Source organism: Chryseobacterium sp. WG14 (assembly GCF_024586945.1).
Lineage (GTDB): Bacteria > Bacteroidota > Bacteroidia > Flavobacteriales > Weeksellaceae > Chryseobacterium.
On sequence record NZ_JALCZD010000001.1, the window covers coordinates 540,191 to 553,571 of the forward strand.

Here is a 13,381-nt window from a genome sequence, read left to right on the forward strand (position 1 = left end):
AATTAAGTCTGTATATAAGAATTTCTTGTAAATTTAATTAATTTTAAAAATAATATGAGATATAATTTTACTTATGATAGCAAATCTCTTTATAAAATTGAAAATTTATTACCCAGATTAAAATATTCAAAATTTCCTACTCATATTATAAGATGGCTTGAAAATTTTGAGGAAGATGACGTTGAGCATATTCTTACTCTCTTATTAAATTTTGAATATATCCCTTATAATGAACTTCTAATGAGGTTAGATGATTTGTTATATGAGTTTTTAAAAGATATTAAAGTTGATGAGGGTGTTATTTTTATTCCTTTTGGAAAAATTGGAAAAAGTTCTACATTAATCACTTACCCCTTAAAGCATTCGAATGCATTCAAAAGTAGAAATAATTTTCTCATCCAATTCGATTATGAAAATATAAAAAATACTAATCAATATAAACACATTGTTTTTATTGATGATTTTATAGGATCTGGGCATTCATTTTGTAAGGTTTATTCTAGTGAAAATGTTAAGAAATGGATAAGTGAAAATAACTTTGAAAGTGTTAATCTGTTGGCTGTTGTTACGATGTTTAATGCTAAAAAGTATCTTAAAGATCGTTTCCCAGACCTTAATATTATCTCTCAGTACAGATCAGCAATATTTTGTAAAGAAAAATCACCATTAAGGTTTTTCGGAAATTTGGATGAAACGAAAAGGATTATAGAAAAATATAAATATTTCAAATATGCTCCATTAGGTTATTCAGATACTGAGGCATTCATTAGTTTTTTTTATGGTACTCCTAATAATACGCTTCCTATAGTTTGGGCAAATACGGAAAAATGGAAATTTTTATTTCCCAGAATTGATAATAGTAAAATTAGTGAAATTAGAGATTTAAAAAAAGAATATGCCTTTTTTATAGGAGTGTATAATAGGTTGGGTTTAGATATCCTTAAAATTAATAATACTTACGAATATTCGGACCATCGTCCTAAAAAAAGAACCTTCGCTTATAATACCAAAGAGCATCATTCAATTATTGCTATCCTATTTTTGAAGAAAAAAGAAAACCTTGAGGATATGGTTTTGTGTCAGTTACTTGGCTTAACAAATAGAGAACTTAAAGATATTTACACACTTGGGGTAAGACTTCAAATATTTACTAAAAATAGAGAGATAACATTGCTTGGGATGAGTCTGATTAATAATATTAATGCTGTCGTTCGGACAGAAAATTTCAGAAAGGAAAGCCCAATGAATATGTTACCAAAAAATAAAGTATATTTACCAAAACAGTTCGGAGGAAAAACATAAGATTATTAGAAACAATTAATAGAGAACTATTAGGTCTTGGTGACGTTTACCAAGATATTTTAAAGCTACTTGATAAGATTTTTAATAAGCTAGATGAACCGATGACCATCTAGACTTATAACCTAAAATTTCATCTAGCTTATTAATAATTTCATTTATTTTCCAAAATATAAATCATAAAGATAAGTAATAATAATGTCATTTCCTCTTGAACAGTTTATTTCAGCAGCAAAAAAGGAAGGAAAATCCCAAGAATATATAGATAATTGTATTAAGTATATACATCATTTAGAGTCCAAAGGTTTTCCTGTTATTTTTTCATTATATCATCTGGCTCAGGAAGCCGGTGTTGAATATAGTTATTTGAAGTTTTTGATCGGGGAAAATGATAGTGGCTATCAATATAAATATAAAAGATATCGATATTTTAAATTACAGAAGAAGAGAGGTGGATATAGAGAGATAATGGTTCCCTCAAAAGATTTAAAGTATATTCAGAAATGGATACTAATTAATATTTTATATTCTTATCAACTAAGCGATTCTTGTAAAGGTTTTGTACCGAAACAAAGTACTTTTAATAATGCTTTGGTACATGAAAATTCTAAAAAAATTTTAAAAGTAGATTTACTCAAGTTTTATGATTCTATCACATTTGATAGAGTAGTTCGTGTTTTTGAATCGTTCGGATATATTAGAAACTTATCAGTATCTCTTGCAAAATTAGTAACTGCAAAAAACAGAAAAACATATTGGGAAGAATTTGATAATGAATCTAAGCTTAAGCTTTCTACTATCAGAAATTCAGATACTGCCGTTCTGCCTCAGGGAGCCCCTACTAGTCCAATGTTGGCTAATATTATAGCTGCTGGTTTAGATAGGAAGCTGGAGCAATTATCAAGCAAGCTGTATTTTCGTTATAGCAGGTATGCTGATGATCTTACTTTTTCAATTACTCAAAATGATGGAGTGCTGCCCTATGAATATATCATTACAAACATTGTTGAATCAGAAGGTTTTTTTGTGAATTCCGATAAAGTAAAAATCAGAATAAAAGGACAACGACAGTGTGTGACTGGACTAACCGTTACGAATGATGTCAATCTGTCTAAAAAGTATAGAAAAGAAATCTTTAGGCATTTGTATTTTTGTAGAACACGAGGTGTAGATGATCACTTGAGATGGGCTAAAAAGTCAGAGCAATATAATAAAATTCAGTTTCATGATTGGTTGTACGGTCATATCTGCTACATCAACTCAATTAATAAAGAAGTGGCGGGAAAAATGTTGGATATATTTAAAAAAATAGATTGGAGTATTGATTAAATTAAATACAACTTCTTTTCATGTTTCTGAAAAGAAGTTGTATTTAATTATTGCTATTTTATTTCAAAATAATTCAGATTGGTACCATCGTTTTCAAAGGATATCCTGATTTTGTTTTCTCCTTTCTGAAGGCGGACATTTTTTACAGATACTGTTTTCCAGTTTTCTTTTCCTCCACTGGAAGCTAAAGGCACAGAAGCCAGCAGTTTTCCTGAAGTCGTTTCAATTTTTATGTTGGAGTTGCTCTCAGCAGCATATCGGATGCTGAAAGTGTAATTTTTGTCAGCTTTTGATGCAACCGTATACTGAAGCCATTCTCCGGATTCTGTTTTACCTACATAATACTGGTTCGTGATTGCATCAGTACACTGATAGAGGTCTACACCATCATTTCTCATCTGCTGGCCGGAATTCCATTCTGATCTTTTGGCTGGATCACTTACCCATAGATTGATAAAATCCTTATCAAGATAAGCAGCACCCATTCTGCCCAAATCATAATCTGAAGCGAAAATTCTTCCCGGGACCTGGTGATTTCTAAACGGTTTAGTAGAAGGATCGGTTACCTGTCTGAACATGGCATCAATGACATCGTTTTTAATTTCGGTATTGCTGAACTTATAATTCTCAGCAATCTGCATTAATGCTTTCTTGGCATATTCTTTAGACGGTTTTTCACCTCCGTTTTTCCAGTAATCCAATAGCTTTTCATATTCAGGAGTCGTTTTCACATTAGTGATTCCTGCAATATTATCTATCTTTTTCATGGGCCAGAATGCATATCCGATATGATGCTTGTCCAAAAGCTGGATCAGTTCCGTAAACCAGACATTTGAATTTTCACCGGTCTCTCCAAGCCAGATCGGCATATTGTATTTTTCTCTAAGGTCTAAAGCAAATTTCAAAGTTGGGTCATCATTATAGTTCCAGTATTTATGAAAGCTAAACACCATATTGTCATCCCAGATGGGTATCAGTCCGTTATAATTGTTGCCCCATCCATTTCCTTCAATAAAAATAATATGTTTCTTATCTACTTCACGGATAGCGCTGGTGATGTCTTTTTGCAGCTTCCAAAGCGGAGCGTTTGACATTTCGTCTGTACCATTTGGATTTTTTCCCGTGAAGTTAATATTAGGTTCATTGATCAGATCATAGCCTCCAATCCATGGACTGTCCTTATATCGTTCAGCCAGTTTTTTCCAAAGGGCAATGGTTTTCTTCTGGTTTTCTTCACTTTCCCAAAGAGAGGGCTTGGACTTATCATTATCAGAAATATTCACGTCATTCCCCTGGCCTCCGGGTGCCGCATGAAGATCAAGGATCAGATATATCTTATTGTCTGCACACCACTGAAGCAGATCATCTGTCATCTTAAAACCTTCTTCCAGCCATGTGTTTTTACCTTTTACGGGCTCTTTTTCAATAGGAAGTGTATACAGATTATAATGCATAGGAAGCCGTATCGAATTGAAACCTGCCTCTGCCAAAAAATCAATATCCTGCCTGGTAATTCCATTTTTCCAATAGGCTTTATAGAATTCATTCATCCCATCCTCGCCAATCAGCTCAGCAATTTTTTCCTTTATTTTATATTGGGGACCTGCAAAATCAGCTGTCTTAAGCATATATCCCTCCTGAAGCATCCAGCCGCCCGGGCCAAGACCTCTAAGCTGAATATTTTCGCCTTTATCATTAACGATTTTTTGTCCTGAGGTCTTTAATAACTGTGATGTCCCAAATTGAGACAATAATAAAGCGGAAAATAAAACGGTTTTTTTCATAGTAGTTTAAATGTGTTAAGGAAGGTTATTTAGAATGGATTATAGCACCACAGCAAGAGTTTGTGGTAAGCTCACTTATTTTGTCAGAAATCCATTGAATATGTAAAACAAAATTTTTCAATTGCTTATTGATTGTTTTTCAAATATATTGTTTTTTTTGTTTTATAAATGACTTTATATTGATAAAACTTTAATCTTTTTAGATTTTAACGAGAATGAAAATCACCAATGAGAAAAAATTGCTTCATTTTATCTTTTTGGAAATAGATAGTGTGAAGACTTCGTTACAAGCTTTAAGAAATGGATTCTTATAAATTCACTGAAATTTTCTATTTATTACAATCTATCTCATAACCATTTTTCTTCTAATTACAAGATAGTATTGTAATAGCTGCTTATGTAAACAAAGCAGATTTTATTTTCATTCTTAGCTGATAAGCCTTACAATCTCTAAAGCGACTTTCAATGCCTCAGTTCCATCTTCAAGAGAAACTTCTACATTTCTGTCACCGGTAATTGCATCGGCAAAAGAATTTAATTCATCCAAAATGGCATTATTAGGTTCAATGTTTGGATATTCAAAAAGGATCTGATTTTTCTCTCCGTCAGCATTTTCTATGATCATATCAAATGGAGTAGGGTTTTCAGGAGCATCTTTCATCCTGATGACTTCAGCTTTTTTCTCCAGGAAGTCTACAGAAATATAAGCGTCCTTCTGGAAGAACCGGCTTTTTCTCATTGCCTTCATAGAAATCCTTGAAGTGGTAAGGTTGGCCACACATCCATTTTCAAATTCTATTCTGGCATTGGCAATATCCGGAGTCTTACTCACCACACAAACACCACTTGCATGAATGTTTTTTACCTTAGATTTTGCCATACTCAATAAAATATCCAAATCATGGATCATAAGGTCCAATACCACAGAAACATCCGTACCGCGCGGATTAAACTCTGCCAGCCTATGGATTTCAATGAACATCGGATTCTGGATATATTCTTTAGTGGCAATAAAAGCGGGATTGTATCTTTCAACATGTCCTACCTGTGCTTTAATGTTGTTTTCAAGACATAACCGTAAAATTTCTTCTGCCTGTTCAAGTGTTTGTGTAACAGGTTTTTCTATGAAGAAATGCAGTTTTTTTTCAATGGCCTTTAAAGCATAATCATAATGATAAACCGTTGGCGTTACAATGTCCAGCATATCGATCTGGCTCAGTAATTCCTCAAAATTTTCAAAATATTTATACCCGAATTCGGCCTCTATTTTTTTTCCGTTTTCAACATCTTTATCATGGAAACCTACAAGCTCATATCTATCTGACTGATTAAGAAGTCTTAAATGTATTTTCCCCAAGTGTCCGGCACCTACCAAACCTGCTTTTAACATAGTTGTAATATATTTTTGTAAAGATAAGAAAGAAGTTAGATTGTAGAAGCCGGAAATTAGTTTTTTGTGGATAATTCTTTCCGGGAATCTCTGAAATCTAATTTCTAATTTATTACTTTTGTCAAATGCAGGATTCGTTTGTACATAAAGGAAAAAGAAAGATTTTAGTTGAGTATCTTCAGCGGAGAATTGGAATTTCAGATGAAAATGTACTCCGGGCAATGAGTGAAGTTCCGAGACACCTTTTTATCGAAAGCATTTTTGAAGATTTTGCCTATGAAGACAGGGCTTTCCCTATTCTGGCACATCAGACCATTTCGCACCCTTCAACGGTAGCGGAACAGTCGGAATTGCTACAGGTGAAAGCCGGGGAAAAAGTGTTGGAAATTGGTACCGGATGCGGATATCAGACTGCTGTCTTACTCGCAATGAAGGCCCATGTATATACCGTGGAAAGACAAAAAGACCTTTTTGATTTCTCTAAAAAGAAACTAAGGGAAATGCACCTGTTTCCAAAATTTCAAAGCTTTGGTGACGGTTTTGCAGGGCTGCCAACATTTGCTCCTTTCGATAAAATTATTGTAACCTGTGGAGCCTCAACTTTACCTACAGAATTGTTGAAACAACTGAACGTAGGAGGTAAAATGGTTATTCCTTTGGGACCTACAGATGAACAGGTACTGTATAGATTTACGAAAATAGGATCTACAGAGTTTGAAAAAGAAGAGTTTGGGGCTTATAAATTTGTTCCGATGCTGGGAAATACCAATCAATAAGAGGTTTGGATGCAGAGGAGATGTCTTAACATCAATTTTATACCTTTTAATCATAAAGAAACGGACTTTAGTCCGTTTTTTTATACAATAAAACTTAGTCAAAATTTAAAATATCTTAACGCATTTTCGGAATGAAAATTGAACTTCTTTAGAATCTAATCACTTAAATCTTATTATTATGGATACGAATAGATTCAAGGCGTCACACGATTTCAGTAATCTTCAGAAAAATTTGCATAATAACCCGGGATATAGTGTAGAAAGCTATTCCCAGCAAGTAAAAGATTACATCAATGAGATGAAAGGTAAGAATCAGGAAGCAACCAAACAGGGGTTCATGTCCCATGCGCAGAAATCAGCAAAAGAAGTTTGGGAAGAGATCCAGGAAATGGCCTCAGAAGCATGGGATAAAAATAAAAATCATTCTGATGAAAAAAAATAATTTTTAATATTAAAGTTGAACCTTACTTCTAACAAAGTGAGGTTTTTTGTGTAAACTAATGAACGACATAATGAAAGTTTTTGTAAATAAAAGAATTCCTGAAATAGGAATCAAACTACTGGAACAGGAAGGATTGGAGGTGCTCTTTCCAAAAAATGAAATCCTTTCTCATGAAGAATGGTTAAGCTATTGCCGGAATGTGGATGCCATCTTAAGCATAGGAAATGATTTTAAATATAATAAGGAATTTTTTGAAGCATGCCCCAATGTTAAAGCAATAGCGCTGTATTCGGTAGGGTTCGATCATGTTGATATAAAAGAGGCCACTCAAAAGCATGTTCCTATAGGCAATACCCCTGATGTGTTGAGCAGAGCTACTTCCGATGTGGCTTTTTTATTGATGCAGTCGGTAGCAAGAAGGGCAAGTTATAATTTTCAGAAAGTGAAAGAAGGAAAATGGGGAACGTTTGATCCTTTGCATGCCTTAGGACAGGAGCTGTATGGAAAAACTTTGGGAATCTTAGGATTAGGCAGAATAGGTTTCGAAATGGCTAAAAAATCCCAAAAAGCCTTTGATATGGAAATCATTTATCATAACCGCCACCGAAATGAAGAAGCAGAGAAGGAGCTGGGTGCCGCTTATGTTTCTTTTGAAGAACTCATAGAAAGATCAGATGTATTGAGTGTTCATGCTAATTTTACTCCTGAACAGAAAGATCTTTTTAACAGCTCTGTTTTTGAAAAAATGAAGTCTAATGCTATTTTCATCAATACAGCAAGAGGAGGTTTTCAGAACGAAAAAGATTTGTACGAAGCGTTGGCCTCAAAACAGATCTGGGGAGCCGGTTTAGATGTTACCAATCCCGAACCTATGTCTGAAAAGGATCCGCTGTTGGAACTTTCAAGTGTCTGCGTACTGCCACATATTGGTTCTGCCACTATGGAAGCCCGAAACGGAATGGCAAGGCTGGCTGCCGAAAATATCATCGCTTTTTCAAGAGGCGAAAAAATGCCACATTGTGCCAATCCTAAAGTTTATTCTGATACTATATAGCAACTTGGAATTATTTTTGTTCTTATCATATAAACAATAAAACCTAAATAGTATGGCACCTGAAAACAATATTAATGAACAGAACAAAAGGCTGGAGCGTATGGATTATGATCCCAACGAAGATATATTCAAAAAGGAAAAGCATATTTCGCTTGACGGAGATGGAAATCCTATATTGAATGAAGAGGAGGAGGATAAAATTGATAAAGGATTAGATATTCCCGGCGTTGAAGATGATGACGATATGGAAGAAATAGGAGCGGAGGATGAAGAAAATAATTATTGGAGCCTCAGCGATAATGAAGATGACCATGAAGAAGAAAATGATGATGTCTTAACTTAAGTTTTGAAACCAAAAATACCAACCTTACTGAATTTCAGTGAGGTTTTTTATTTTTATATCTAACACTTCGCTTTCTAAGAATGGAATTCCCCTCCTCCAGAGGGGTGGCTTCGACTGCAAGGAGAAGACGGGGTGGTTAGAAGCACACAAGAAAGTTGAAAGAGTTTATTATTCAGAATTATGAGACCACCCCGTCTTCCAAAATTCCTTGAATTTTGAAATCCACCCCTCCAAAGGAGGGGAATCTGAGGTTTTTCATTTCAATATAGGTTTTCTCAGATTTTACATGACGGGTAATGTTTCAATATATGCAAGAGAGTACTTTGTCATCTTAATTTCAGTAAGATTTTTTATTTTTATACTGAATACTTTGTTTTCTAAGAAAGAAATTCCCCTCCTCCCGGAGGGGTGGATTCGACTGAAAGGAGAAGACGGGGTGGTCAAACGAAAAAACACAATAATGGAACAAACTCTAACACATATACGGAATATTCCGATTCAGAGGAATTTTGTAGAAAACCTACCCTTTAATCCTCATTTAATAATTTTACTGAAAGAAAAACGAAAAGCAAGAATTCTTGGAGAAGTACTTTTTTGGAAAAAAGTTCGTGCAAGAGTATTTCACAATATTGATTTTGACAGACAAAGAATTATTGGAAACTATATTGTTGATTTTTATGTGAAAACATTAGGACTGGTCATTGAAATTGACGGTTCAAGTCATGATGGGAAAGAAGTTTACGACGGAATCAGACAAGAGTATTTAGAGTCTTTAGGATTAATGGTTTTCAGGATTGATGATTTTGATGTCAGGAATAATCTTAGTATAGTGATGAGAGAGCTGGAGGAATTTATTATTCTGCATTATGGAGCCACCCAGTCTTCCAAAATTCCTTGAATTTTGAATCCACCCCTCCGAAGGATGGGGAATCTGAGTGTTTTATTCAATATAGGCTTTTTCAAAAATCAAATGGTAGACACTATTTCAATATGTGTAACAGATATATTTTGCCGTCTTAATTCCAGTAATTTTTTTTATTTTTATACTCAACACTTCGTTTTCTAAGAAAGGAATTCCCTTCCTTTGGAGGGGTGGATTCGACTGAAAGGAGAAGACGGGGTGGTAAGAAAAGCATACAAGAGATAATAGATACAACAAATCTACCCTTTCACCCTTTTCCCTTATTCAGCTTTTCCCCTGTTTTGTTGCAGGTATTTTATAATTTGAATATCTTTAAAACTTCAAACATTGTTTAAACATAGAACTTTAAATAGCAATATGACATTTCAAGAACAAATACAACAAGGTATACCTAATCAGCTGCCACAGCCAAAACCATACGAAACAAATATTAACCATGCTCCGAAGCGTAAAGAAATTCTAGGGGAAGAAGAAAAAAAACTGGCATTGAAGAATGCCTTACGTTATTTTGATCCTAAGTTTCATGCAGCATTAATTCCTGAATTTAAGCAGGAACTGGAAGACTACGGAAGAATTTATATGTATCGTTTCCGTCCGGATTATGAAATGAAGGCGAGACCGATTACGGATTATCCTGGGAAATCTGAGCAGGCAAAAGCAATTATGCTGATGATCCAGAATAACCTGGATTATGCAGTAGCTCAGCATCCCCATGAACTGATCACTTACGGTGGAAATGGTGCCGTTTTTTCAAACTGGGCACAGTATCTTTTAACCATAAAGTACTTGTCTGAAATGACAGATGAACAAACTTTAGTAATGTACTCTGGACACCCGATGGGGTTGTTCCCGTCACATAAAGATGCTCCAAGAGTGGTAGTAACGAATGGAATGATGATCCCAAATTATTCCAAGCCTGATGACTGGGAGAAATTCAATGCATTGGGGGTAACTCAATACGGTCAGATGACTGCAGGAAGTTATATGTACATTGGTCCACAGGGAATTGTTCATGGGACAACAATTACCGCTTTAAATGCTTTCAGAAAAATAAATAAAGAACCTCAGGGAGGACTTTTTGTAACTTCAGGTTTAGGAGGTATGAGCGGTGCTCAGCCAAAAGCCGGAAATATTGCAGGATGTGTTACCGTATGTGCAGAAGTGAATCCAAAGATCACAAAAATCCGTCACGATCAGAAATGGGTGAATGAAATCCATGAAGATCTTGATGAACTGGTACAAAGAGTAAGAGAAGCTCAGCAGAATAAAGAAGCTGTTTCTTTGGCCTACCTTGGAAATATCGTTGATGTTTGGGAAAAATTTGATGAAGCAGATCTAAGGATTGATATCGGTTCAGACCAAACTTCACTTCACAATCCGTGGGCCGGAGGATATTATCCGGTAGGGCAAAGCTTTGAGGAATCTAACAGAATGATGGCTGAAGATCCTGAGCTATTCAAAGAAAAAGTACAGGAAACTTTAAAGAGACATGCTGCAGCTATTAATAAACATACAAAGAAAGGTACTTATTTCTTTGATTACGGAAATGCCTTCTTACTGGAAGCTTCCAGAGCAGGCGCTGATGTAATGGCTGAAAATCCAACATTGGGAAGGGAGTTTAAATATCCTAGTTATGTTCAGGACATTATGGGACCTATGTGCTTTGACTATGGTTTCGGACCGTTCCGTTGGGTATGTACCAGCGGAAAACCGGAAGATCTGCAGAAAACGGATACTATTGCCTGTACGATATTGGAAGAAATGATCAAAAATTCTCCTGAAGAAATTCAGCAGCAGATGAAAGATAATATCCAGTGGATCAAGGGGGCTCAGGAAAACAGATTAGTGGTAGGTTCCCAGGCAAGAATTCTGTACGCAGATGCAGAAGGAAGAATGAAAATTGCTGAAGCTTTCAATAAAGCGATTAAAAACGGAGAGATAGGACCTGTAGTATTGGGAAGAGATCATCATGATGTATCAGGAACAGATTCTCCTTACAGAGAAACTTCCAATATTTATGATGGTTCAAGATTTACAGCAGATATGGCGATTCATAATGTGATAGGTGATAGTTTCCGGGGTGCTACCTGGGTTTCTATTCACAATGGAGGCGGTGTAGGCTGGGGAGAAGTAATCAACGGAGGTTTCGGAATGCTGTTGGATGGAAGTGATGATGCAGACAGAAGATTAAAATCTATGCTATTCTGGGACGTTAATAACGGAATCTCAAGAAGAAGCTGGGCCAGAAATGAAGGCGCTATGTTCGCGATAAAAAGAGCGATGGAAATTGAGCCGAACCTGAAAGTGACGCTTCCTAATCTTGTAGATGAAAACCTACTGTAAATAATAAAGATGGAGAGGTGGTGATGAATTCATAGACGATTATTTGTTTTAACAAACAGACTAATACATTAAAAATTGAAAAAAATAGGAATTATAGGTTGTGGTTGGTTGGGCGGTCATATTGCACAGAGATTATCCGGGCAATATGAGATTTTTGTAACAACTACATCAGAGTCTAAAATAGAAGATTTATCAGCTAAAGGATACCGTGTGACACAGGTCAGCTTTCCGGACGATGATATATCCGAAACAATGCAGGAATGGGCTATGGCACCACAGCTGGATGCTGTAATTATCACGGTTCCGTTTTCAGGGATAAGGGGTGCTGAAATTCCGTTGCATGAGAGGGCTCAGAATTTACTGGCATTTCTTGGAGATTATAAAGGACAGCTCTACCTGATGAGCTCTACAGGAGTATATCCGAATGCTGAAAAAGAATTTACAGAAGAAGACTGTTCCGCGGATGATGTTCCAAGCGAGAGTATCATAAAAAGCAGATTTCCTGAGGTTAATATTCTAAGACTGGCCGGATTAATGGGAGACCTGAGACTGCTTAAGAATTATAATATATCCAATCTGGATCTGTTGGTCAACCATATTCATTATGCAGATATTTGTTCAGTTGTTGAAAAAATGCTGAAGAATCAATCGCAATCCAAAGTTTATAATGTGGTGGCTCCTGTGCATCCTAATAAGGAAGAGATTATCAATGCCCAGAAAAATCTGCCGTATTCAGGTGACCGTACTACCCAAGGCAGAACAATATCCTCCTCAAAATTAATTTCAGACCTGGATTTTGAATTTCATTATCCGGATCCACGATATTTTCATCTTACGACTGGTTCTTAATGATCATGTTAAAAGGAATAAAAACCTGCTGTGAGGCAGGTTTTTTATTTGATTTTCATATGTATATCGCTGTATTTTTAGTCCCGATAGTCAATATTCCTATTAGTGTTCTAAAGCGTTCTATATATACGCAATCTTATTGGTATTAATAAACATCTCCGGCGATCGAAGATCGCCGGAGATGTTTATTATGGTAAGCAAAAAACTAATTAATTTTTTACCGCTGCAATAGCTGCCTCATAATTAGGTTCCTGAGAAATATCCGGTACCTGCTCTTCATAAATAATATTTCCTGAAGGGTCAATCACTACAACAGCTCGGCTGAGAAGTCCTTTCATCGGAGATTCTATCATTTCTACCCCATAATTCCATCCGAAATCGGAACGGAAATCTGAAAGCATCACCACATTGCTGATCCCCTCAGCACCACAGAATCTTTTTTGAGCAAAAGGTAAATCTTTGGAAATACAAAGAACCACCGTATTGGGAAGATTTCCGGCATCCTCATTGAAATGATGAACAGATGCTGAGCAAACTCCCGTATCTACACTTGGAAAGATATTGAGGATCACATACCTTCCTTTATAAGCATCCAAGCTCTGGTCATTCATATTAACATCCGTAAGGGTGAATTTAGGAGCAGGTTTATTAATCTCCGGTAATTTGGAATAGGTACGTACTGGTGTTCCTTTTAACAAAACAGTATTGATTGCTTTAGAATTTTGAGCAAAACTAAATGTTGATAAGAAAAATAATGTACTGAAAATTACTTTTAAAAACATGAATTTATTTTTTTAGCAAAATTATTCTTTTTTCGATTGCCAATACTCAATTTAAATAGATTAAATCT

12 protein-coding genes are annotated in these 13,381 nt (G+C 35.4%); 9 read left to right on the forward strand and 3 right to left on the reverse strand.

Going from position 1 to position 13,381, the window contains the following annotated elements; translation table 11 throughout:
• Positions 1-54 precede the first annotated feature (54 nt).
• Together MP478_RS02325 and MP478_RS02330 are read left to right on the forward strand one after the other, a co-directional pair.
• Positions 55-1,302 (forward strand): hypothetical protein, encoded by a 1,248-nt coding sequence (locus MP478_RS02325; protein ID WP_257199475.1) that lies wholly within the window; start codon positions 55-57, stop codon positions 1,300-1,302.
• Between the two features lie 195 nt (positions 1,303-1,497).
• Positions 1,498-2,628 carry a reverse transcriptase family protein gene (locus tag MP478_RS02330; RefSeq protein WP_257199476.1) on the forward strand — a complete coding sequence of 377 codons (1,131 nt, stop codon included), beginning with the start codon at positions 1,498-1,500 and terminating at the stop codon, positions 2,626-2,628.
• 53 nt (positions 2,629-2,681) lie between these two features.
• Here the strand turns inward: MP478_RS02330 and MP478_RS02335 are convergent, their stop codons facing one another.
• Both MP478_RS02335 and MP478_RS02340 read right to left on the reverse strand, forming a co-directional pair.
• A complete protein-coding gene (locus tag MP478_RS02335; protein ID WP_257199477.1) occupies positions 2,682-4,412 on the reverse strand; it encodes a cellulase family glycosylhydrolase in 1,731 nt (576 codons plus the stop codon).
• A gap of 427 nt (positions 4,413-4,839) precedes the next feature.
• Positions 4,840-5,802: a Gfo/Idh/MocA family protein gene (locus tag MP478_RS02340; RefSeq protein ID WP_257199478.1), complete on the reverse strand. Its 963-nt coding sequence runs from the start codon at positions 5,800-5,802 to the stop codon at positions 4,840-4,842.
• A 125-nt stretch (positions 5,803-5,927) separates the two neighbouring features.
• On the opposite strand from MP478_RS02340, the gene MP478_RS02345 reads away from it, so the two are divergent.
• The 7 genes from MP478_RS02345 to MP478_RS02375 all read left to right on the forward strand — a co-directional run bounded on the left by MP478_RS02345 (position 5,928) and on the right by MP478_RS02375 (position 12,531).
• The gene (locus MP478_RS02345) at positions 5,928-6,578 is read left to right on the forward strand and encodes a protein-L-isoaspartate(D-aspartate) O-methyltransferase (RefSeq protein ID WP_230041244.1); all 651 of its coding nucleotides are present in this window, start codon (positions 5,928-5,930) and stop codon (positions 6,576-6,578) included.
• Positions 6,579-6,756: 178 nt separating this feature from the next.
• A complete protein-coding gene (locus MP478_RS02350; protein ID WP_230041245.1) occupies positions 6,757-7,020 on the forward strand; it encodes a prevent-host-death protein in 264 nt (87 codons plus the stop codon).
• A gap of 58 nt (positions 7,021-7,078) precedes the next feature.
• On the forward strand, positions 7,079-8,074 hold the full coding sequence (locus MP478_RS02355) for a D-glycerate dehydrogenase (RefSeq protein ID WP_257199479.1): 996 nt from the start codon (positions 7,079-7,081) through the stop codon (positions 8,072-8,074).
• Positions 8,075-8,126: 52 nt separating this feature from the next.
• On the forward strand, positions 8,127-8,417 hold the full coding sequence (locus MP478_RS02360) for a hypothetical protein (protein ID WP_230041247.1): 291 nt from the start codon (positions 8,127-8,129) through the stop codon (positions 8,415-8,417).
• Positions 8,418-8,877: 460 nt separating this feature from the next.
• Entirely contained in the window at positions 8,878-9,315 is a 438-nt protein-coding gene (locus MP478_RS02365; protein WP_257199480.1) for an endonuclease domain-containing protein, read from the forward strand.
• A 381-nt stretch (positions 9,316-9,696) separates the two neighbouring features.
• Positions 9,697-11,682, forward strand: a complete 1,986-nt coding sequence (locus MP478_RS02370) for a urocanate hydratase (RefSeq protein ID WP_257199481.1) — start codon at positions 9,697-9,699, stop codon at positions 11,680-11,682.
• Between the two features lie 75 nt (positions 11,683-11,757).
• Positions 11,758-12,531 carry an NAD-binding protein gene (locus MP478_RS02375; RefSeq protein ID WP_257199482.1) on the forward strand — a complete coding sequence of 258 codons (774 nt, stop codon included), beginning with the start codon at positions 11,758-11,760 and terminating at the stop codon, positions 12,529-12,531.
• A gap of 209 nt (positions 12,532-12,740) precedes the next feature.
• Here the strand turns inward: MP478_RS02375 and tpx are convergent, their stop codons facing one another.
• Complete coding sequence (gene tpx / locus MP478_RS02380) at positions 12,741-13,241, reverse strand: thiol peroxidase (protein WP_373567404.1); 501 nt, start codon at positions 13,239-13,241, stop codon at positions 12,741-12,743.
• Positions 13,242-13,381 lie beyond the last annotated feature (140 nt).

Bases quoted from the DNA above. Each gene is read 5' to 3' on its own strand.
- MP478_RS02325 (WP_257199475.1), top strand. From the start codon at position 55: ATGAGATATAATTTTACTTATGATAGCAAATCTCTTTATAAAATTGAA.
- MP478_RS02330 (WP_257199476.1), top strand. From the start codon at position 1,498: ATGTCATTTCCTCTTGAACAGTTTATTTCAGCAGCAAAAAAGGAAGGA.
- MP478_RS02335 (WP_257199477.1), bottom strand. From the start codon at position 4,412: ATGAAAAAAACCGTTTTATTTTCCGCTTTATTATTGTCTCAATTTGGG.
- MP478_RS02340 (WP_257199478.1), bottom strand. From the start codon at position 5,802: ATGTTAAAAGCAGGTTTGGTAGGTGCCGGACACTTGGGGAAAATACAT.
- MP478_RS02345 (WP_230041244.1), top strand. From the start codon at position 5,928: ATGCAGGATTCGTTTGTACATAAAGGAAAAAGAAAGATTTTAGTTGAG.
- MP478_RS02350 (WP_230041245.1), top strand. From the start codon at position 6,757: ATGGATACGAATAGATTCAAGGCGTCACACGATTTCAGTAATCTTCAG.
- MP478_RS02355 (WP_257199479.1), top strand. From the start codon at position 7,079: ATGAACGACATAATGAAAGTTTTTGTAAATAAAAGAATTCCTGAAATA.
- MP478_RS02360 (WP_230041247.1), top strand. From the start codon at position 8,127: ATGGCACCTGAAAACAATATTAATGAACAGAACAAAAGGCTGGAGCGT.
- MP478_RS02365 (WP_257199480.1), top strand. From the start codon at position 8,878: ATGGAACAAACTCTAACACATATACGGAATATTCCGATTCAGAGGAAT.
- MP478_RS02370 (WP_257199481.1), top strand. From the start codon at position 9,697: ATGACATTTCAAGAACAAATACAACAAGGTATACCTAATCAGCTGCCA.